Genomic DNA, 20,585 nt, shown 5'->3' with positions numbered 1-20,585 from the left:
CCCCAGGAACTGAGTCTGTTAGCGCGCTCCCGTCAAACGGGCCCGCAGGCGTTTGATCGCCTGACTGTGCAACTGGCTGACGCGGGATTCCCCCACTTCCAGCACCGCGCCAATCTCTTTCAGGTTCAGTTCTTCCTGGTAGTACAGTGTGAGCACCAATTTTTCGCGTTCAGGCAACGCCTCAATCGCTTCAATCACGCGTTCACGCAGGTTTCCTTCCATTAACTGATGCAACGGGTTGGCTTCCTCATGCCCCTCCGTGACCAGTTCCGCACTGTCGCCGTGTTCTTCCCGATACTCGTCGTACGAGAAAAGCTGGCTGTTATTGGTATCCAGCAGAATCTGCCGGTACTCTTCCAGCGAAACATTCAACCGCTCAGCCACTTCCTGCTCGGTAGCCGCGCGCCCCAACGCTTGCTCTACCTGATGCATGGCGCCGGCCACCTCGCGCGCATTACGACGTACGCTGCGTGGTGCCCAGTCGCGGCTGCGCAGCTCATCCAGCATTGCGCCCCGGATACGCTGCACGGCGTAGGTGGTAAAGGCGGTGCCCTGCAGCGCGTCATAGCGCTCCACGGCATTCAGTAAGCCAATACCACCGGCCTGCAGCAGATCGTCAAGCTCAACGCTGGCTGGCAAACGCACCTGCAGGCGCAGCGCTTCATGCCGCACCAGAGGAACGTAGCGCTGCCAGAGCGAATGTTTATCCATCACGCCATCGGCGGTATAGAGATCGTTCACGTTGACTACCCTGCGTTAATAAAGTTATCGGCATGATTATCCAATTCTGTAGCGGTTTCGATTGGCAGAATAGGCAGGCAAAAGCGAGGTTATTTCAAATTTGTTATGGATGGCGGTGGATCGCACCGCCATTGTGCGCAGGTTCAGCGCAGATTACGCAGCCGCTGCCTTGTGCCAGGCGGGACGGCGTCCCACAGCGCACAGGTTTTGCCCTCAAGCGCCTGATAAAAAGGGCTAATGGACTCGTCGCATTCCAGCGCGGAATTAAACAGCACCTGACCGGTTTCTGCGTCAATGCTAATCATTTTGTTGATAAACAGCCGCTGCAGGTCGCTGCGCAGGAACAGGCCGTTGTCGACGCTGTTATCCGCCAGGAAGCCCTCTTCATTCTCCTGGGTGTCGATATGGCAGGCTTCCACCCACGGCCAGCTGTGGCGCTCGGTTAAGCGCGTGCCGGTAATAATGCAGCCACCATAGCGCGCCTTCACCGCCGCGCTGAACTCCGCCTGGCTGGCGCGCTGGAACACTTTCGCTTTGACGCGCCGCCCCACTTCAGTACCCGGCATCACCGCGCTGGGCATTTTCTGCTGTGGCGTGCTGAGCACCACTAAAAACTGGATCTTGCGCGACAGCGGGAAACACGGGTGCGCCTGCGGATCGAACAGCTGCCAGTACTCATCCTCTTCGGTCTGACGCATCAGCACCAGCTTGAAACCGCGGCTGTTGAGCAGGTTTTGCGCTTCCGCCGAGCGGGGATCGAGCATCGCGTAGACCCGGGTTTCGCCGATCACTTTCCAGCGTCCGCTTTTACGCGCTTCATCGTTACGACGAAAATAGAGAAACGCCTGCTGGTTTTTAAGGTAATGCTCGAAGCGGCGCAGGTAGTTTTTGCGCTCGTTATCGTCGGAGACGAACAGCAGATCCTCCAGCGGACTGTTCAGCTCCTCCTGCGCAAACAGCGCGCGGATCACCAGGTTGCGGTAGCTGGTTGACGGGCTGAGCAACCCGCGGGCGGTGAGTTCCTTCTCATCAGGATGCTGCTGCGCATAGCGCAGCGCGATCTCATCGAAGGTCAGTTGCTCACCCGGTAACAAGTCATAATTGAAGCGCATAGACACCCCAGAAACAGGAAAAATAGAGCTTAAAAATTGGAATGATTCTGAAGAGGGTTATCGGCAGTTCTGACCCAGGCTGTAACAGGATGGTTACTTTTTTGAGGTTATGATGCGCAAGGGGAAATCGTCTGCCGCACAACAGCCCAATTTGATTTAGCTCAGCAGGAATGCCCACCCGCTGCTTTTCTCTCCTTCCGCTTATCCCCGGCAATGCCCGCTTTTTTATCGGTTATTCGCGCCATCAATTATTCCTGCGCGCTCGTATGCTCACAGCATGACTCTGTGGAGAGCAGAGACGCGTAATAAGGAAGGCAATGATGAAAGGTATAGTGCTGGCGGGCGGGACAGGTTCCCGCCTGCATCCTGTAACCTGTGGCGTATCGAAGCAGCTGTTACCGGTTTATGACAAACCGATGATTTACTATCCACTTTCGGTGCTGATGCTGGCAGGCATTCGTGACATCCTGGTGATTACTACCGCTGAAGATCTGGCGGGATTCCAGCGTTTGCTGGGCGACGGCAGCCATTTCGGCGTCAATCTGCAGTTCGCGGTGCAGCCATCGCCCGATGGCCTGGCGCAGGCGTTTATCATCGGTGAGTCTTTTATTGCCGGTGAGCGCTGCGCATTAGTGCTGGGCGATAACATTTTCTTTGGGCAAAGCTTTGGTAAAAAGCTTGAAGACGTGGTCGCGCGGCCGCAGGGCGCTACGGTATTTGGTTATCAGGTGATGGATCCCGAGCGCTTCGGCGTGGTGGAGTTTGATAAGCAATTCCGCGCGCTTTCCATTGAAGAAAAACCGCCACAGCCAAAATCGAACTATGCCGTCACCGGCCTCTATTTTTACGATAAAAACGTCTGCGCCATGGCGCGGGAAGTTCGCCCTTCTCCCCGCGGCGAGCTGGAAATTACCACCCTCAATCAGATGTATCTCGACGATGGGTTGCTCAACGTCGAAGTGCTGGGACGTGGCTTTGCCTGGCTCGACACCGGTACCCACGAGAGCTTACTCGAAGCGTCACACTTCATTCATACCATTGAAAAGCGCCAGGGCTTCAAAATTGCCTGTCTGGAAGAGATCGCCTGGCGCAAGCGCTGGATCGGCAGCGAGTCGCTGCTGCAGCGCGCCGCCTATCTCGGCAAAACGCAGTATGGTCACTATCTGAAGATGCTGGTGGAGGAGTGAGATGGAGGTCATCACCACGAAAATTGCTGATGTAAAAATTATCCAGCCTAAAGTGTTTGGCGATGCCCGCGGCTTCTTCCTCGAAACCTTTGAGAAGCGGCGTTATCAGCAACTGCTGGATATCGACCTGGATTTTGTGCAGGACAACTACTCCCGTTCGGCGCGTAACGTGCTGCGCGGGCTGCATTTTCAGAAAACCCAGCCGCAAGGCAAACTGGTGCGCGTGGTACGCGGCGCGGTGTTTGACGTTGCCGTCGATATCCGTGCGGATTCGCCCACCTTTGGCCAATGGACCGGGCTGGAGCTGTCTGAAGAGAACAAAACCCAGCTGTGGATCCCACCGGGTCTGGCACATGGTTTTGTGGTGCTCTCCGAGGTCGCTGACTTCGAATACAAATGTACTGATTACTACAACCCACAGGATGAAGCCTGCCTGATGTGGAATGACGCTGAAATTGCGGTGCAATGGCCGGTAGCGACGCCTCTGCTATCGGTAAAAGATCAACAAGGACTCTCCCTGCAGGAGTTAGTGCAATGCGCGTTTTGTTAACCGGTGCTTATGGCCAGCTTGGCCGTTGTTTACTGGATCGGGTGCCGGCAGAGTGGGTGCTGCTGGCCTGTGGCTCTGCCGAGTTAGATATTACCGACCGCCCGGCGGTGGAACGGGTGGTGAAGAAATTCCGTCCCGATGTGATCATCAATGCCGCCGCGTATACCGCGGTCGATAAGGCAGAAACCGACCGTATCCGCGCCATGAAGGTCAACGCCATCGGCCCGGAAAATCTCGCCATCGCCGCTCACCAGCAGGGCACCCGCTTGATTCATCTCTCCACCGATTATGTGTTTGATGGCAGTAAAAAAACGCCTTATACCGAAAGCGATCTGCCCTGCCCGATTAATTTCTACGGACTGAGCAAATGGGAGGGTGAGAAACGTGTATTCTCCGTGCTGCCGGACGCCGTAGTGATTCGCACCTCATGGGTGTTCAGTGAGTACGGTGCAAACTTTGTCAAAACCATGCTGCGGCTGGCAGAAACCCGCAGCGAAATCAGCGTGGTGAACGATCAGTCCGGCTGCCCGACCTATGCCGGCGATCTGGCACAGGCGATTATCACCCTGGCATCCCGTGCGGAAGCCGCCGGCGTTTATCACTACTGTGGCGATGTGGCGGTCAGCTGGTGCGAATTCGCCCAGGCGATTTTTGTGGCCGCGCAGCGGGATGTGCTGGTGAAAGGGATTGGCAGTGCGCAATATCCGATGGCAGCGGCAAGGCCGGTAAACAGCGTAATGAACACCGCGCGGATAGCGGCGCTGGGGGTTGAGGCATCGGACTGGCAAAATAAACTTACCGCGGATTTTTTTCCGCAGAGTGAAAGTTCAGCTATCGCCTGATAACACGATAGCTGATTTGCTTCATGCATAAAAAAACCCGGATTAAACCGGGTTTTTTATTCACTTAATCAGGCAACCAGAGCTTTGCCCACTGCCTTAACGGTTCGCCCGTCAACAGCCAGTCACTTCTTACTGCCTCGCGCAGCGCATCACCCATAAGCCAGGACGTATCACGATCGTTCAGGTGCATTTCGATGGCTTCAATCCAGTCTTTGTAACGGTTACGTACTAAAGTCACTGGCAGGTTATAGCGATAACACTCAACGTCGCTTGCAATGACTGGAAAACCACAGGCGCCATATTCAAGCAGACGTAAATTACTCTTACAGCGGTTAAATAAATTATCTTCAACCGGCGCTAACGCCAGATCCAGATTTAATGATGCGAGTTTTTCTGGGTAGTCTTTAATCTCAACGCCCTGATGATATTCGTGAATATATGGACGCAATTTAGCTGGACACATGCCGAAGAATACCCACTCCACTCGATCCGAAAGAGTCTTTACCACATCATAAATCATTTCCAGATCGCCTGTATGGCTTGAGCCTCCTGCCCAACCCACCCGCGGTTTTTTACTTTGCCCTCGCAAACTAGTCAGGTTGCCCCATGTAGCTGGCGGAAGTCGGTTTTCCACCACTCTGATATCAGCATGAGCGCCTGAAAACGCATCTGCCAGCGCTGAGGTAGAAACGATGAAACGATCTACCAAACTGAGACTTTTACGAATCGACTTCAAAATATCTTTAGGCATATGTTCACGATGAATGCTCTTCATCGGTAAATTAGGTAAGTAGTCGTCAAGCTCGAAAACTTTAAAAATGTCAGGTAACACCTTCAATCGATTTAACCACTCATGCGATTCAGGAGTGATCTGCCTTTGCAACACTATACTGTCCGGTGCATAACGGGCAAGTTCCGAAGCATGTTGCATTACATCCGTTAATCTGCCCTCAACCAGCCCTTCTGAGATCATTGCATTCAGTGGCTGAATGATTCTATATTGACCACATCCGGTAAAATCCGCCATTAATGCGGTAATTACAGGCATTGGTTTCCATGAGAGCGGCCGCCAGGTTAAAGCATCACCTTGCTCAAGTTCAAAACCATTACCATTGAGTGAAAGATTAGCGTTGTATGCAGGATCATTTGCAATTAATGGCATCCAGCGGCGATAAAAAGCATCCTGCTCATCAGTAAATCTGCGGATCTTTTTTTCCTGCGTTGTTTTATCGACTCGCTTTTGGCTCACGCTACCTTCATGCATTACCACAGCGTGAGGTGTCCATACGGTTAAATATCCAGATTCACGTACTTTTAAACATAGATCAACATCGTTATATGAAACCTTAAAGTCTTCTTCGTTGAGTCCACCTACTTCTCTGTAAATTTCTGCACGAATCATCAGACACGCAGCCGTAACAGCGGCGTAGTTTTGGTCAACCAACAGGCGGCGCATATAACCAGGTGCGTCTGCAGCTTCACCAATAAAAGGATGCTCAGCTGGACCACGTAAACCGAGAATTACACCAGCATGCTGTACACGACCATCAGGATAAAGTAATTTGGCCCCAACGATCCCAACTTCGGGCCGTTGTGCGTGATTCAACAGCTCGTCTAACCAGTTTTCATTGATTATTGCTGTATCATTATTGAGTAAAACCAAATACTCACCACGGGCTTCACGAGCTGCAAAATTATTTATGGCCGAGTAGTTGAAGGGGTGGGGATAACTAAGTACTCTTATGCGTTTCGGATCAATTTCAGCTAATCCGGCCAGCCACTGCTGCGCTTCAGCGGTTTCACTGTTATTATCTACGACAATAATTTCGTAGTTTTTATAATGCGTCTTTTCTAAAAGAGAAGTGACACACGTGATGAGTACTGGCAATTGATCTTTAGTAGGAATGATAATTGAAACCAGCGGCTGATTTGCGTGTTCGTAGCGAAGGCTATATAAACCAGGCCATGTGTTTTTCACCCAACCTTTTGTGTATCCACGCCTGTGCAAATGCTTCTGAAGAATATCCCGATACTCTGGTTCGTCAGTTAATAAAAAACTTTCAGAAATAACCAGAGGTTCTGGCAGATGACCAATACTATTGATACCATATTGCTCGACCAGACGAACAATAAGTTCGAACTCAGATGCTTTACGGTAGGCTGGGTCAAATCCACCCACATTCAACAGCACATTTCGATTATAAAGCCAGTGTTTTGCCATTTCCGCAGGGTGGCTTAGTAACAAATCAAGATTGAAGTCAGGCCGAAATGATGAGCCTGTCACCTCACCAGATTGATGATAAAGCTCATCAGCATAAACTGCAGCACATCCTTTCGCATCAGGCAGGGCGAACGACATTTGCAATAAACCACTGCTAGTCAAAATAGAGCCTGCTTTAAGAATGAGAACCCAGTCAACTGTAGCTTCTGACAAATGTTGATTAACAAGCTCAAACTCATTCAGATCGCTATTCTTCAGATTCTCAATGGAGGTAAAATCAATTAAATTTGCATTGATCAGCACTGGATGAATTATTAATCCTGGTGTGGCATTTTTCTCCAGGCTATCTAGTGTGACATTAATACTTTCATTATCTGCTTCTCTGGCAAGCACATATACAACAACTTTATTAATTGAAATTGAAGACAGGTGATTTTCTATATAAGCAGACTGGACTTTCGTTATTTCCCGACTTTTTAACCAGTCATCAAGGTTCTTGTTAGCACGACTGCCACCTGAAAGATGCAAAGCACTACTCAGCGCCGCGAGCAAATTACATTCAATATAATTTCCTGGATGAGTAAGAGCAGATGCGCGCACTGTCTGGTTGGTGATATGATCGCCTTTGTACCAACCCAATTTCTCGATCATTAATGGAAATTGTTGGTAAGTTGTAGCCACAGCTTCCTGATCCGAAGCGGCCATCTGGCTGACTTGCTGTTCTGAGATACGGAATTGCGAAAGTGGTTCACTGAGAAAAGCAAAATTTCCTTTACTGAGTAAATTGACATAAATCGCCACATCCCCCAGATAACGCATGCGCTTTCCATTCAGAAAGAATAATTCATCTCCCAGATCTACTAAGTCCTGGTGGCGGCAAAGCACACATGAAGGTTCACCAATGAAATTGATGATATAATCACTAAGGAACGCGATTAAATCTCGCCCTTCAATGATAACATCTCCACGAAAAGGATATGCTGTGGCCATGATATCAGGAAGAACATCGCCTTGCTCATTGATCCTCTGGCGGCGCGAGGAAGCTAACACTATATCCGAAGAGGCAGTGAATGCTTTCATCAGTTTAGAAACGCAATCTTTACGTAAAATGTCGTCGTCATAAAGAAACTTGACATACTCACCGTTAGAAAGTGACAGGCAGCGTCTGACATTGCCAATTTCCTGTAATCTTTGCTCATTCTTATAATATGATATTTTTACAGGCGTAGTGTTTTGATATTTCCTGACAACGTTACTAATTAAATCGCTATCACTGTCATCGCAAACTATTATTTCAACCGCAGGATAATCTTGCTGCACAGCACTTTGCAAAGACAGTTCAAAGAAATCACCTTTATATGCTGGTATTATTATTGAAACCAGTTTATTCTCTTTCATCGCATCACCGCTTACTGAGGTTAAATATCAGCAGAAATTAATTACGTTTATAACGCAAACTTTTAAGGATAAATAAAGGCCGATTAAGAAACTCGCCTAAAGCATCGTCCCGCTGCAGATTGCCTTCATTGATCGACTCATAAACAACCTCTTTATCCGTCTTAACTTGAGCTACAGCAATACTCTCAATCTGCCAAAACCCTTCAATTCCTTCAGTGATAAACTCAATCAACTCTTTTTTTGTACCTGTTGTAAAAAGTGGAAGTTTACTATCACCGCGCCAGTTAAACCCTAACTGAAAAATCAATGTTTCACAGCTTTCAGATACCTTATTTAGCTGTTCAATTATTTTATGCCTGGCATTATTTTTTGAAACGGATGCATCACCATAGTCATCGCCAACATGGTGTAAAACGTTTAGAAGCAAGCCAACATCGGCTCTTAGTGAGGAGTCTGAAAACTCATAATAACTATTGTTAACTGTAATTACTTCTTGGTATCCCAGTAAATTTGCAGCTTGCTTCACAAAGTCGGCATGGTTTTTATTGCCTTCATAACAGATTAAATGCGCCGCGCCTAAACTGAGAAACGAGAGTGAGAAAAAACCCAGGTTACATCCAATATCAAATATCACCTTGTCTTTGATTTTTATTTTATTTTTAATATAATCCAGGCGTGCCTCTTCGGAACGAGAACCTGGATTATAATCAACATGACCAAGCCTAATACGTAGCTCTTCAGGCAATACCTGGTACAGCGCATGTTTGCCAGAACTGGATTCTGACTTCAATCTGTCTTTAATTTCATCGATTAAATTATTATTCATTGCGCTTCACCCACTTAAAAACATTTAATTTATTGAAATAATACATGGAAAAGTTTTTTCTCAACTCCAGAAAAAAAAGACGCCAGGTATCCCTATGAAGATAGATGTCTCTTGGTATAGATTTTAAAATAAAAAACAGAGAAGATTCATTCAGTGAAAAATAGTCCCTTACCTTTCCACCTTTGACCCATGTCTCAATTAATCCGTTAAGCCACAAATAGTTACTGGTATTTTTATTTTCTTTTTTCGAATTAACAAGATTATCTACAGGCGACATGCCTTGCTGGATAGCAAGCTGAAAAGGTCCCCACAAGCGAGGATTTGCTTCAATTACCCAACTCTTGCCTTCACTAATCATAATTTCAACCATTACCAATCCGTAGAAATCTACGCTAGTAAATGCATCAATAATCCGTTGTTCAAAAAGAAGATCAGGACAATCGCAAGCTTGGGCAGCAATCATTGATTTACCATTCGCCTGCTGCAATAAGTTTCGCTGGTAGCAAATCTGAGCCGTACCATCCTTGTTAACTCTCATCAGAAAGTAATAGCTGGCACCGTCTATATATTTTTGATAGAAATAATCGCTCTTATTTTTTATTTTCTGATGTTTACTAAGGCCACAATTATCTAAAATTAATTCCGGATACAATTTTTCACCAGATTGCTGGGAAAATTCCCGTAGCGGCTTGGCAACGAATGGGATATCCAACTCGCAGGGATCATTAATCTGTTTTGGAGCTTCCAGTCCAAAACTCTCCAGCAGAGCGATAAAAGACGACTTGTTAGAAATTAACATATAAGTCTCCTCATCGCATAGATCACTATGAAGTCCTGTAGTGATAAACCGTTGACGAAAATTCAAATAAATACGATTAATTGACTCAGCCGTCGGCAACAACATTAATTTATCAGTTGGAAATTTCTTTGTTATTTCTTTTACGCAATGTAGCATATCCTCTATATCTAATTCATCTTGCTTTCTGATTGCATGGATATATCGACGATAACTTGTGCTGGTCACTTTATCGCCAGCGGGACGTGAAATTATGGAGAATCTAATTTTATTACTTATAAAATAGCGGCAAGAGGCAATTATAGCCCTCTCATTAGCGCCGCTAAAAATAACATATCTTGTGTAGTTTTTGGTCGTCATGCTGCTTTAACCTGACCAGCAGCCAGAATTACCTGAATAATGTCATCCTGCTCTTGCTCACTCAATGTTGGATAGATCGGCAGACAGAGCACCTTTCTTGAAATAGCCATAGCATTAGGCAAGTTTTCCACAGCTGAGGAGCTATAATTCTTATACATTGGAAATTCTGAAATTAACGGGTAGAAATACCGACGTACATATATTCCCTGTTTTTTAAATTGTTGATATAACTCATCCCTTGTCATTGGGAAAAGAGTATCGTCAATAAAAATTGCGCAATATGCATAATTCCATTCAAGGTTTTCGGATAGATGGCTAAAAGAGACGCCTTGAATGCCTGATAGTGCATTAACATATTTTTGAAATATTTCAGCCCGACACTGAAAAGCATTATCCACATGTTTCAGCTGCAATAATCCAAATGCAGCCTGTACCTCGTTCATTTTACCATTGATTCCTGCAGCGACAACTGTCGTCTCATCTGCGAATCCAAAGTTCTTGAGGTAATCAATACGACGTTTTATTTTTTCATTTGGACAAATAATCGCCCCACCTTCAAATGTATTAAATACTTTTGTAGCATGAAAGCTTAAAATGGACAGATCACCATGCAGTAATACACTTTCATTTTCTCGTTTCACGGCGAAAGCATGTGCAGCATCGTAAATTACCTTCAGACCATACTTATCGGCGATTTCCTGGATGGCATCAACATCACAGGGTATGCCATAGCAATGAACTGGCATGATTGCTGTAGTTTGAGGCGTAATCGCTGCTTCAATTTTAGCAGGATCAAGATTGCAGCTGATCGGATCAATATCTACAAATACCGGCTTAATATCGTTCCATAATAAAGAATGCGATGTCGCCACAAAGGAGTACGGGGTTGTGATGACTTCGCCGGTGATACGCAATGCCTGTAATGCTGTCACAAGAGCAAGCGTTCCGTTAGCAAACAAGCTCAGGTGCTGCACGCCGAGATAATCAGCCAGTGCCTGCTCAAGTTGTTGATGAAAAGGGCCACCATTGGTAAGTCGTTTGCTCTGCCAGATATCTTCCAGATAGGGGATAAACTCATCAAGCGGTGGCAATAGTGGACTGGTCACCATTAGATTGTTATTCATACCCTCTCCTGCATAACGTTCATTGAATAGACAAAACCATATCGGTTAAGTCTACTCAGGAGTTTCGTATGCAATCGCAGTATAAGCGCTATAAAACCTTCTCATTCCCGGTTATTACTATTTGTAAAAAAAAGCCCTGCCAATGGCAGGGCTTTGAAATAAGCGGCAATATTAACGCAGCAGAGACAGCATGGTCTGTGGCACCTGGTTGGCCTGCGCCAGTACCGAAGAACCTGCCTGCTGCAGGATCTGCGCGCGCGACATGTTTGATACTTCTGTCGCGTAATCAGAATCCTGAATACGGCTGCGCGCAGCTGACAGGTTGTTAACGGTATTGTTCAGGTTGGTGATGGTTGACTCGAAGCGGTTCTGTGAGGCACCCAGCAGGCTGCGCTGTGCGTCTACTGATTTGATCGCGTCATCGATATCGGCCAGTGGCGTCGAGCCAGCTGCTGTACCCGATGCACCGCCGGTAACCTTGCCCTTGAGAACATCAAAACCGACAGCTTCTGTAGCACGTGCAGTTCCATTGACAGTGTCACCCGTACCCATGCTACGGGTATTCAGTGCAGTACCGCCAGTGACTCCAGTCTTAGCGAGGTTGAACTTGTCGCTTGAGCTGATCGTAATGGAGATGGTCTCGGCGTCTTTTGAACCCACCTGGAAGCTATAATCTTTGGTGCCAGAACCGGTGTTCAGCACTTTGATGCCGTTGAAGTCGGTCTGCGACGTTACGCGGTTGATCTCTTCCATACGCTGGTTAACTTCAGCCTGGATGGAGTCGATGTCTGAGGCAGAGTTCGAGCTGTTCTGCGCCTGTACGGTCAGGTCACGCACACGCTGCAGGTTGTTGTTGATCTCGGACAGCGCGCCTTCAGCGGTCTGTGCCAGAGAGATACCGTCGTTGGCGTTACGGGCAGCAACGGTCAGGCCGTTGATGTTAGAGGTGAAGCGGTTAGCAATCGCCTGACCTGCAGCATCATCTTTAGCGCTGTTGATGCGCAGGCCGGAAGACAGGCGCTCAATCGCCGTGCCCAGGGAAGACTGAGATTTGTTCAGGTTGTTCTGGGTGACCAGTGACAAGGTGTTAGTATTAATTACTGCCATAATATTTTTCCTTCAACAGATAGTGGATGCAGGCTCGATCAAGCCTGAGGCAATCACGCCGTCGTGAAAATTTATCGGCAGGAGGCGAACAACCTTTAATGATGATTTTATTAAAATTACGACTGAATTTTTGAATGCTGGCAAAGTAAACACTTTGAAAAAAAAAGCTCCCAATTGGGAGCTTTTTGACTGTACGCGTAATTAACGTAACAGAGACAGCATGGTTTGTGGTACCTGGTTGGCCTGCGCCAGCACAGAAGAACCTGCCTGCTGCAGGATCTGCGCGCGCGACATGTTCGACACTTCTGTCGCGTAGTCAGAATCCTGAATACGGCTGCGCGCAGCTGACAGGTTGTTCACGGTATTGTTCAGGTTGGTGATGGTCGACTCAAAGCGGTTCTGTGAGGCACCCAGCAGGCTGCGCTGCGAGTCAACAGATTTGATCGCTGCATCGATGTCTGCCAGTGGCGTGGTACCAGAAGCGGCGCCAGATGCACCACCGGTCACTTTACCTTTCAGTACGTCAAAACCAATTGCAGCAGTTGTACGTGCAGAACCATTGACTAAATCTGTTCCGGAAGCCATGGCGCGGGTGTTAAGAGCAGTGCCCGTACCGGTGCCCGCTTTCGCCAGGTTATAACCATCACTGGAACTAATGGTGATAGCGATGGTTTCAGCATCTTTAGAGCCAACCTGGAAACTGTAATCTTTGGAACCAGAACCGGTGTTCAGTACTTTGATACCGTTGAAGTCAGTTTGCGCAGTGACGCGGTTGATCTCTTCCATACGCTGGTTAACTTCAGCCTGGATGGAGTCGATGTCTGAAGCCGAGTTGGAGCTGTTCTGCGCCTGCACGGTCAGGTCACGCACACGCTGCAGGTTGTTGTTGATCTCGGACAACGCGCCTTCAGCGGTCTGTGCCAGAGAGATACCGTCGTTGGCGTTACGGGCAGCAACAGTCAGGCCGTTGATGTTAGAGGTGAAGCGGTTAGCAATCGCCTGACCTGCAGCATCATCTTTAGCGCTGTTGATGCGCAGGCCGGAAGACAGGCGCTCAATCGCCGTGCCCAGAGAAGACTGAGATTTGTTCAGGTTGTTCTGGGTAACCAGCGATAATGTATTGGTATTAATCACTGCCATAGCAAATATCCTTTATTAAGTAAGTGGATTCAGCCCTTCAGGCCTGCGGTTACTCACCGTATAAAAGTTATCGACACCATCCGGGAAAACTTCACTATCTTTAATAAAAGAATGCCAAAGAATTTAAAAATTAATCCAGACATATGAATAGAAGATTAAGCTGAATAAAAGCCAAGAACAACGGCCAAAAAAAACGGAGCACATTGGCTCCGTTTTTTATGGTGCTGGCGATTAGCGCAGCAATGACAGCATGGTCTGTGGTACCTGGTTGGCCTGAGCCAGCACCGAGGAACCTGCCTGCTGCAGGATCTGCGCGCGCGACATGTTCGACACTTCGGTCGCGTAGTCAGAATCCTGAATACGGCTGCGCGCAGCTGAGAGGTTGTTCACCGTGTTATTCAGGTTGGTAATGGTAGATTCAAAGCGGTTCTGCGAGGCACCCAGCAGGCTGCGCTGTGAATCGACAGATTTGATGGCAGCATCAATATCAGCCAGCGGTGTTGTGCCGGCTGCGGTACCAGAAGCACTTACAGAGCCTTTAAGTACGTCAAAACCTACTGCCTGAGTTGCACGAGCAGTACCGTTAACTGTATCGCCAGTGCCCATAGTACGGGTGTTCAGTGCAGTACCAGTAGCCCCTGCTTTCGCCAGGTTATAACCGTTACTTGAGCTAATAGTAATGGAGATAGTCTCGGCGTCTTTTGAACCCACCTGGAAGCTGTAATCTTTAGAACCAGAACCGGTGTTCAGTACTTTGATACCGTTGAAATCAGTTTGTGCAGTAACGCGGTTGATCTCTTCCATACGCTGGTTAACTTCAGCCTGGATGGAGTCGATGTCTGAAGCCGAGTTGGAGCTGTTCTGCGCCTGCACGGTCAGGTCACGCACACGCTGCAGGTTGTTGTTGATCTCGGACAGCGCGCCTTCAGCAGTCTGTGCCAGAGAGATACCGTCGTTGGCGTTACGGGCAGCAACAGTCAGGCCGTTGATGTTAGAGGTGAAGCGGTTAGCAATCGCCTGACCTGCAGCATCATCTTTAGCGCTGTTGATGCGCAGGCCGGAAGACAGGCGCTCAATCGCCGTGCCCAGGGAAGACTGAGATTTGTTCAGGTTGTTCTGGGTAACCAGAGACAGGGTATTCGTATTAATAACGGCCATGATGATGTCCTGTATTCTAAAAGTGGGTTTCAATCGGGCTTATGGCCCGAGGCCAATTAGCTTGTTATGGTTATCGTCGACCCGGATAAAAACCTTAGCTTTTTTTTAAAGGCCAGAAACACGCCACGATTTCGACCCTATTTGGCTTATTGTTTTTTTTCACCTTCTCTAATATTCCTTACAACGCTGCCGATACTCTCTCCAGTGATCGTCAACCCTAAGGATTCCAACATGGCAAGTGTAAGCAACCTCAATGCCGGTAACAGCCTCGGCTTAAGCGATTTGTATGACCAGCTTCAAACCGCTGAACAAGCGAACCTGACGCCAATTACGCAGCAGCAAACGTCTTATAAAGCAAAATTAACGGCCTGGGGTGTGGTACAAACTGCACTGGCAAAAGTGCAAACGGCCGCAGCGGCCTTAAAAGATACCTCTGCTATTGCCTCAACCAAAGTCAGCAGCACCAACACTGCGTTCACCGCCACGCTGGCCAATGACGCGGCAGCCGGTAACTTTTCGGTTGAAGTTACCCAACTGGCTAAAGCGCAGTCGCTGCTGTCGAAAAGCGCGACCAGTAAAGATGGCGATTTAGGCGATTCCAGCCTCGCCTCGCGCACTATCACCATTACGCAACCGGGTCAGAAAGACCCAATGACCATCACGCTGAGCAAAGATCAAACCAGCCTGACAGACATTAAAGATGCGATTAACAAACAGCAGGGCAGCGTTACCGCCAGTATCATCAAATCCGATGACAATACCTATTATCTGGCGCTGACCTCGCGTGATACCGGCACCACCAACGAGATGACGGTTTCTACCGATGACAGCGCCCTGGCGCAGTACATTGGTTTTACTAAAGGTGGCAGCAGCAATGGCATGACAGAGCAGGTAACCGCTGCCGACGCCAAACTGAGCATCAACGGCGTCGCCATCACCCGCAGCAGCAACACCATTACTGATGCGCCGGAAGGCGTCACGCTGAACCTGACCAAAACCAATACCGGCAGCCCGGAGACCTTATCAGTCACCAAGGATAATGCGCCGATGATCGCTGCGGTGCAGGCCTATGTTGATGCGTATAACTCGCTGCAAACCACCATTAGTAACCAGACGAAGTACACTGCCGTAGATCAGGGCAGTACGTCCCAGGATACCAGTAATGGCGATCTGCTGGGCGACGGCACGCTGCGTAACATTCAGACCAGCCTGCGCTCCAAGCTGTCCACCAGTGCCCAGAGCGGCGGCAGTATTTCACTGCTTTCTCAGATTGGTATCACTCAGGATATTAACGGCAAGCTGACCGTCGACAGCACCAAACTGAATAAAGCGCTGGATGAAAAATCCGCAGATGTCGTGACGTTCCTGTCAGGTGACGGTAAAACGACTGGCTTCGCAACGCAGACCAGTAACTATCTCGACCAGATCCTGGGCACTGATGGTTCAGTGCAAAACGCCACAGACGGTATCAACAAGACACTGAAGAAATTGTCTGATGATTACGACCGTGTGAATGCTCAGATTACCGCCACTATGGCGCGCTACAAAACCCAGTTCACGAATCTGAATACGCTGGTCTCATCCATGACGCAAACCCAGAACTATCTGACGCAGCAGTTTGCGGCGATGAGCAGTTAACAGGAGTTAAAAATGTACGCAAAATCTGGAACGCAGGCCTACGCACAGGTCGGTCTGGAGAGTGCCGTGTTAAGTGCCAGCCCACACCAGCTGGTAGTTTTGCTATTTGATGGCGCACTCAGCGCCATGAAAAAAGCTACTATTTTGATGGAACAGGGCGACATTCCCGGTAAAGGCCAGGCACTTTCCAAAGCCATCAATATTATTACCAACGGCTTACGCGCAGGATTAAATCATGAGGTGGGCGGTGAACTCTCCGCAAACCTCGACAACCTGTATGACTACATGACACGACGTTTGCTTGAAGCTAACCTGCGTAATGATGCAGAGGCCATTGTCGAGGTTGAAGGATTACTCACCAATATCGCCGATGCATGGAAGCAAATTGGTCCTCATCACGTACAGGAATCTTACTGATGATGGCACCTGGCGATGTGTTGCAGGGATATCAGCAGTTACTGAAGTTAAGTAGCACTATGCTGAATCAGGCGCGGGAAGGACTGTGGGATGATCTGGTGGCGAATGAAAGTACTTATGTCCGCAACGTCGAGAGCATGGCACGTAATCAGGATCCGGGTGCACTCCCTGCGGCCCTGCGTGTGCAAATTCGCGCACTGATTAAACAGATACTGGATAATGAAGTCTTGATGAAGACGTTACTGGCTGAGCGCATGGATGAACTGCGATCGCTGGTACAAACAACGTCGCAACAACAAAAAGTCACCTCAGCCTATGGCCGCTTTTCTAACAAGGTACTCTACCCGGGGAACCTTTAATCCACAGATTGCGCGGGTAACGGCACTGTGGCCTTACCCGCGCAATCGGATTATTTCTCTGCCGTGACCGGCCTGAGAATCTGCGGCTCAATATCCTGAATCACCGCGTCGCCAGGACGCTTTGCCACTTCGTCCAGCGCCTGCTGGCACTCGACGGTTGGGCGATCCACTTTACGCAGCGTCAGGCCATCGTAGTGCAGCTCACCGTTCTCCAGCGAGAGCGGCATCACACGCGCCTGACGGTTAACGTTAACCCAGTCATCATCCAGGCGCGTCAGCTTGCCCGGTTTGGCAATCACCCGCTGCCACTGGCGGCAGTCAAGGGTAGCGCCATCAGCGCTGACGATCAGGCTGGCCATGGCCTCGCTGCTGATCAGCTTGCTCTGCGGTCCCATCGTCTGCCAGTTACCCTGCAGCTCCAGCGGTGCCGGGGTTTTTACCGCTTCGTCATAACTGTTGATTTGCGCACAGCCGCTCAGCGCCAGCGCGGCCAGTACCATCCACTTTTTCATCTTCGGTCCCTACACTCGCATCAATGGCGGCTACGTTATAATGTTTTCCCGGCGTGACGCAAGGTATCTGCGGTGGAATCCCCCTTCTCTTTCTCCGGCGCCCTCAAGCTGTTCAACTCTTCGCCGATAACCTGATGTGAAGTCTAAAGCACCTGCACCCATAACAATATTGACGACTTACTCACCCTGGTTTCGGAGAACGCTGTTATGCGATTGACCCTTCGCGCACGTCTGGCTGCGATTGTCAGCCTGCTGTGCCTGTTACTGATTATTGCTGCCGTCTGGGGAATTATCGGCCTGCGCGCTGCCGATCAGCGCGCGCAAAATGCCTATCAGAACGAGCTGCTCCCGCTGCAATACTCTTCACGCCTGTACCGCATGGTGCAGGAGCAATCCGCTACCCTGTTCGATGCGCTGCGCTACTGGACCGACAGCAGTGAAGTAGAAAAACGCCTGGCGCGCATTGCGCAGTACGGTCAGCAAATCAACGCCGATCGCCATACCTGGCAGCAGCTGGCGTTTGATGCGCAGACCAAACCGCTGAGCCAGCGCTTCCTGACCCATCTCGACGGCTGGCAGGGTGCGCTGCATGAAGCCGGTGAGCTGCTGAAAGGCGGTAACCCGTCCGCCGCACTGGTGGTCATCGAAACCCGCCTGCGCAGCGGCAGCCAGTTGCTGCAGCAGGACATTGACCAGCTGGATACGCTGATGCGGCAGCATGCGCAGACGGCCTGGCAACAGGGCAACCGCGACTACCTGCTGGCACGCAATAGCCTGATCGCCATCCTGCTGTTGGGTCTGAGTCTGGCGCTGGTCTCCGGCTGGCTGCTGTTCCGCTCGATTAACCGTTCCATCGCCCAGGCGCGCGAACTGGCGGATGCCATTGCCGGCGGCGAGCTCAATCACCGTATCGGTACGGTAACGCGCGATGAGATGGGGGAACTGATGCAGGCGCTGCTGCGCATGGATGTGCGGCTGGCGGAGATCGTGCGCGAGGTGGGCGAAAGTGCCCATGCACTGAGCGATGCGGCACGGCAGATGGCGGATGGCAACGACGATCTGTCGGAGCGCACCCACGCGCAGGCCAGTTCGCTGGAGCAGACTGCGGCCAGTATGGAGCAGATGACCGCCACGGTGAAACACAACGCGGACAACGCCGCACAGGCCAACGAGCTGGCAAGCGATGTGCGCCATCAGGCCGAGCGCGGCAGCGGTGTACTGCGCGACGCGGTGAGTGCGATGGAGGAGATTGAATCCTCCAGCAAGCGCATCGCGGATATCAACCGCGTAATTGATGAAATCGCCTTCCAGACCAACCTGCTGGCGCTCAATGCGGCGGTGGAAGCGGCGCGCGCCGGGGAACAGGGACGCGGCTTCGCGGTGGTGGCGTCAGAGGTGCGACAGCTGGCGCAGCGTTCGGCCGGTGCTGCACAGGAGATCAAAGCGCTGATCGATGCCAGCGTGGGTAAAGTCGAAGCCGGCAGCGCGCTGGTGCAGCGCTCTGGCGAGATGCTCAACGACATCAATCACGGCGTGGCGCGCATGGTGGATATCGTTGGCGAGATCGCCGTGGCCAGCCGCCAGCAATCGAGCGGTATTGAGCAGGTAAACACCGCAGTAATCCAGATGGATGGCGCTACTCAGCAGAATGCGTCGCTGGTGCAGCAGGCCAGCGCGGCCAGCCAGACGGTGAGCCAGCATGCCGGTTTGCTGGTGGAAAAAATGGCGTTCTTCCGCCTGCAGCAGCCATAAGGAGCCGCCATGAAGCGTACCATAATCGCGCTGCTGGCCGCGCTGCCGCTGCTCAGCCAGGCCGCCACCACGCTCAATATCGCCACCATTGCCAATGGTGACATGACTATCATGCAGCAGCTGTCGAGCCGTTATGAACAGCAGCATCCGGACGTGAAACTGCAGTGGCACGTGATGGATGATGGTGCCCTGCGCCAGGCGGTGCTGGCAGCCATGAACAGCGGTGACGCAAAATTTGATGTGATTACCGTGGGTACCTATGAAGCGCCGCTGTGGGGTAAAAAAGGCTGGCTGGCGCCGCTCAATAACCTGCCGCCAGAGTATGACAGAGACGATCTGCTGACGCCGGTGCGCAAAGCACTGTCCTGGCAGCAAACGCTGTACGCGCTACCGTTTTACGGGGAAAGCAGCATGACCTATTACCGCAAAGATCTGTTTGCGGCAAAAGGGCTGACCATGCCGGACGATCCCGACTGGACCGACATCAAAAATTTCGCGGCGAAACTCACCGATCCTCAGCACGGTATCTATGGCCTGTGCCTGCGCGGCCAGCCCGGCTGGGGCGATAACGTGGCCCTGCTCACCACCATGGCCAACGCCTATGGTGCGCAGTGGTTTGACGATCGCTGGCAGCCGACGCTGAATTCGCCAGAGTGGCGTGAGGTATTGACCGATTATCTGGCGATGGTGAAACAGGACGGTCCGCCGGATACGGCCAGCAATAGCTTTGGCCAGATCCTGCGTCTTACCGCGCAGGGCAAATGCGCGATGTGGATCGACAGTACCGTCGCCGCCGGGCTGCTGATTAACCCGCAGATCTCGCTGGTAGCGGACAAGCTGGCGTTTGCGCCGGCGCCGGGCGGCATTACGCGCAACGGCTCGCACTGGCTGTGGTCGTGGGCGCTGGCAGTACCGGCTAACTCACCGCAGCGCGCCGCCGCCGTGGACTTCATCAGCTGGGCGACCTCGCGGCAGTATATTCAGCAGGTTGCGGATACCGTCGGCTGGGGAGCGGTGCCACCCGGCAGCCGCAACTCCACCTACCAGCAGCCAAACTATCAGCGCCTGGCGCCTTACGCCGCTCAGGTGCGCAGCGCGATTGAATCCGCCACCGTCGATCAACCGACATTGAACACCGTACCTTACACCGGTGTGCAGTACGTCAGTATTGCTGGCTTTGATCAGATGGGTAACGCCGTCGGGCAGAATCTGGCGGCACTGCTGCAGGGCAAGCTGACGGTGGACCAAACGCTGGAAAAAAATCAGCAGGACGTGACGCGCCTGCAAGCCGCACAGCAGTAAACATTCGGGGTTCCTGACAAGTCGCCGTGTGCGGGTTACACTA

General features: G+C 50.5%; 18 protein-coding genes. 8 read left to right on the top strand and 10 right to left on the bottom strand.

The features are described 5' to 3' along the window. Nucleotides 1–18 precede the first annotated feature (18 nt). Together AC6I7J_RS08110 and AC6I7J_RS08105 are read right to left on the bottom strand one after the other, a co-directional pair. On the bottom strand, nucleotides 19–741 hold the full coding sequence (locus AC6I7J_RS08110; RefSeq protein ID WP_021509900.1) for an RNA polymerase sigma factor FliA: 723 nt from the start codon (nucleotides 739–741) through the stop codon (nucleotides 19–21). 143 nt (nucleotides 742–884) lie between these two features. Then, the gene (locus AC6I7J_RS08105) at nucleotides 885–1,853 is read right to left on the bottom strand and encodes an HNH endonuclease signature motif containing protein (RefSeq protein WP_150057836.1); all 969 of its coding nucleotides are present in this window, start codon (nucleotides 1,851–1,853) and stop codon (nucleotides 885–887) included. Nucleotides 1,854–2,173: 320 nt separating this feature from the next. Between AC6I7J_RS08105 and rfbA the strand changes: the two genes are divergently transcribed. From rfbA to rfbD, 3 genes are read left to right on the top strand one after another with little or no spacing between them, the layout of a single operon-like run. After that, on the top strand, nucleotides 2,174–3,040 hold the full coding sequence (gene rfbA, locus AC6I7J_RS08100) for a glucose-1-phosphate thymidylyltransferase RfbA (RefSeq protein ID WP_021509898.1): 867 nt from the start codon (nucleotides 2,174–2,176) through the stop codon (nucleotides 3,038–3,040). A 1-nt stretch (nucleotide 3,041) separates the two neighbouring features. Then, nucleotides 3,042–3,590, top strand: coding sequence for a dTDP-4-dehydrorhamnose 3,5-epimerase (gene rfbC, locus AC6I7J_RS08095; RefSeq protein ID WP_021509897.1), 549 nt, complete (start codon nucleotides 3,042–3,044; stop codon nucleotides 3,588–3,590). Continuing rightward, on the top strand, nucleotides 3,575–4,432 hold the full coding sequence (gene rfbD / locus AC6I7J_RS08090; protein WP_136545837.1) for a dTDP-4-dehydrorhamnose reductase: 858 nt from the start codon (nucleotides 3,575–3,577) through the stop codon (nucleotides 4,430–4,432). Before rfbC ends, rfbD begins: the two co-directional genes overlap by 16 nt. Before the next feature lie 64 nt (nucleotides 4,433–4,496). Here the strand turns inward: rfbD and AC6I7J_RS08085 are convergent, their stop codons facing one another. The 7 genes from AC6I7J_RS08085 to AC6I7J_RS08055 form a co-directional block, all read right to left on the bottom strand. Next, entirely contained in the window at nucleotides 4,497–8,051 is a 3,555-nt protein-coding gene (locus AC6I7J_RS08085) for a glycosyltransferase (protein ID WP_136545835.1), read from the bottom strand. A gap of 37 nt (nucleotides 8,052–8,088) precedes the next feature. Next, nucleotides 8,089–8,877, bottom strand: coding sequence for a class I SAM-dependent methyltransferase (locus AC6I7J_RS08080; protein ID WP_136545833.1), 789 nt, complete (start codon nucleotides 8,875–8,877; stop codon nucleotides 8,089–8,091). Then, nucleotides 8,870–10,033 carry an ATP-grasp domain-containing protein gene (locus AC6I7J_RS08075; RefSeq protein ID WP_498007098.1) on the bottom strand — a complete coding sequence of 388 codons (1,164 nt, stop codon included), beginning with the start codon at nucleotides 10,031–10,033 and terminating at the stop codon, nucleotides 8,870–8,872. Before AC6I7J_RS08075 ends, AC6I7J_RS08080 begins: the two co-directional genes overlap by 8 nt. Beyond that, nucleotides 10,030–11,157 carry a DegT/DnrJ/EryC1/StrS family aminotransferase gene (locus tag AC6I7J_RS08070; protein WP_136548190.1) on the bottom strand — a complete coding sequence of 376 codons (1,128 nt, stop codon included), beginning with the start codon at nucleotides 11,155–11,157 and terminating at the stop codon, nucleotides 10,030–10,032. The genes AC6I7J_RS08075 and AC6I7J_RS08070 overlap by 4 nt, the downstream gene beginning before the upstream one ends. A 171-nt stretch (nucleotides 11,158–11,328) precedes the next feature. Next, the gene (locus AC6I7J_RS08065; RefSeq protein ID WP_125310805.1) at nucleotides 11,329–12,264 is read right to left on the bottom strand and encodes a flagellin N-terminal helical domain-containing protein; all 936 of its coding nucleotides are present in this window, start codon (nucleotides 12,262–12,264) and stop codon (nucleotides 11,329–11,331) included. Nucleotides 12,265–12,465: 201 nt separating this feature from the next. Further along, nucleotides 12,466–13,404, bottom strand: coding sequence for a flagellin N-terminal helical domain-containing protein (locus tag AC6I7J_RS08060; RefSeq protein WP_132462258.1), 939 nt, complete (start codon nucleotides 13,402–13,404; stop codon nucleotides 12,466–12,468). A gap of 231 nt (nucleotides 13,405–13,635) precedes the next feature. Further along, complete coding sequence (locus tag AC6I7J_RS08055) at nucleotides 13,636–14,562, bottom strand: flagellin N-terminal helical domain-containing protein (protein ID WP_125311389.1); 927 nt, start codon at nucleotides 14,560–14,562, stop codon at nucleotides 13,636–13,638. A gap of 231 nt (nucleotides 14,563–14,793) precedes the next feature. Here AC6I7J_RS08055 and fliD point away from each other — a divergent pair, with 231 nt between their 5' ends. The 3 genes from fliD to fliT are packed head-to-tail and all read left to right on the top strand — an operon-like array spanning nucleotide 14,794 to nucleotide 16,976. Further along, complete coding sequence (gene fliD / locus AC6I7J_RS08050; protein ID WP_125311391.1) at nucleotides 14,794–16,200, top strand: flagellar filament capping protein FliD; 1,407 nt, start codon at nucleotides 14,794–14,796, stop codon at nucleotides 16,198–16,200. Nucleotides 16,201–16,212: 12 nt separating this feature from the next. Further along, a complete protein-coding gene (fliS, locus tag AC6I7J_RS08045; RefSeq protein ID WP_125311393.1) occupies nucleotides 16,213–16,617 on the top strand; it encodes a flagellar export chaperone FliS in 405 nt (134 codons plus the stop codon). Next, nucleotides 16,617–16,976 carry a flagellar protein FliT gene (gene fliT / locus AC6I7J_RS08040; RefSeq protein ID WP_136547999.1) on the top strand — a complete coding sequence of 120 codons (360 nt, stop codon included), beginning with the start codon at nucleotides 16,617–16,619 and terminating at the stop codon, nucleotides 16,974–16,976. Before fliS ends, fliT begins: the two co-directional genes overlap by 1 nt. A gap of 50 nt (nucleotides 16,977–17,026) precedes the next feature. Here fliT and yedD read toward each other — a convergent pair whose 3' ends face one another. Continuing rightward, the gene (gene yedD / locus AC6I7J_RS08035; RefSeq protein ID WP_104188863.1) at nucleotides 17,027–17,488 is read right to left on the bottom strand and encodes a lipoprotein YedD; all 462 of its coding nucleotides are present in this window, start codon (nucleotides 17,486–17,488) and stop codon (nucleotides 17,027–17,029) included. Nucleotides 17,489–17,695: 207 nt separating this feature from the next. On the opposite strand from yedD, the gene AC6I7J_RS08030 reads away from it, so the two are divergent. Further along, nucleotides 17,696–19,240, top strand: coding sequence for a methyl-accepting chemotaxis protein (locus AC6I7J_RS08030; protein ID WP_498007097.1), 1,545 nt, complete (start codon nucleotides 17,696–17,698; stop codon nucleotides 19,238–19,240). Nucleotides 19,241–19,249: 9 nt separating this feature from the next. Continuing rightward, complete coding sequence (locus AC6I7J_RS08025; protein WP_498007096.1) at nucleotides 19,250–20,542, top strand: ABC transporter substrate-binding protein; 1,293 nt, start codon at nucleotides 19,250–19,252, stop codon at nucleotides 20,540–20,542. The last annotated feature ends 43 nt before the right edge of the window (nucleotides 20,543–20,585 follow it).

The organism is Type-C symbiont of Plautia stali (genome assembly GCF_059730935.1).
The sequence above is the reverse complement of the archived record's forward strand: the minus strand, read 5'-3'. Positions and strand labels throughout refer to the sequence as shown.

Coding starts and splice junctions, on each gene's coding strand:
- AC6I7J_RS08105 (WP_150057836.1), bottom strand. CDS start 1,853: ATGCGCTTCAATTATGACTTGTTACCGGGTGAGCAACTGACCTTCGAT.
- rfbA (WP_021509898.1), top strand. CDS start 2,174: ATGAAAGGTATAGTGCTGGCGGGCGGGACAGGTTCCCGCCTGCATCCT.
- rfbC (WP_021509897.1), top strand. CDS start 3,042: ATGGAGGTCATCACCACGAAAATTGCTGATGTAAAAATTATCCAGCCT.
- rfbD (WP_136545837.1), top strand. CDS start 3,575: ATGCGCGTTTTGTTAACCGGTGCTTATGGCCAGCTTGGCCGTTGTTTA.
- AC6I7J_RS08085 (WP_136545835.1), bottom strand. CDS start 8,051: ATGAAAGAGAATAAACTGGTTTCAATAATAATACCAGCATATAAAGGT.
- AC6I7J_RS08080 (WP_136545833.1), bottom strand. CDS start 8,877: ATGAATAATAATTTAATCGATGAAATTAAAGACAGATTGAAGTCAGAA.
- AC6I7J_RS08075 (WP_498007098.1), bottom strand. CDS start 10,033: ATGACGACCAAAAACTACACAAGATATGTTATTTTTAGCGGCGCTAAT.
- AC6I7J_RS08070 (WP_136548190.1), bottom strand. CDS start 11,157: ATGAATAACAATCTAATGGTGACCAGTCCACTATTGCCACCGCTTGAT.
- AC6I7J_RS08065 (WP_125310805.1), bottom strand. CDS start 12,264: ATGGCAGTAATTAATACTAACACCTTGTCACTGGTCACCCAGAACAAC.
- AC6I7J_RS08060 (WP_132462258.1), bottom strand. CDS start 13,404: ATGGCAGTGATTAATACCAATACATTATCGCTGGTTACCCAGAACAAC.
- AC6I7J_RS08055 (WP_125311389.1), bottom strand. CDS start 14,562: ATGGCCGTTATTAATACGAATACCCTGTCTCTGGTTACCCAGAACAAC.
- fliD (WP_125311391.1), top strand. CDS start 14,794: ATGGCAAGTGTAAGCAACCTCAATGCCGGTAACAGCCTCGGCTTAAGC.
- fliS (WP_125311393.1), top strand. CDS start 16,213: ATGTACGCAAAATCTGGAACGCAGGCCTACGCACAGGTCGGTCTGGAG.
- fliT (WP_136547999.1), top strand. CDS start 16,617: ATGATGGCACCTGGCGATGTGTTGCAGGGATATCAGCAGTTACTGAAG.
- yedD (WP_104188863.1), bottom strand. CDS start 17,488: ATGAAAAAGTGGATGGTACTGGCCGCGCTGGCGCTGAGCGGCTGTGCG.
- AC6I7J_RS08030 (WP_498007097.1), top strand. CDS start 17,696: ATGCGATTGACCCTTCGCGCACGTCTGGCTGCGATTGTCAGCCTGCTG.
- AC6I7J_RS08025 (WP_498007096.1), top strand. CDS start 19,250: ATGAAGCGTACCATAATCGCGCTGCTGGCCGCGCTGCCGCTGCTCAGC.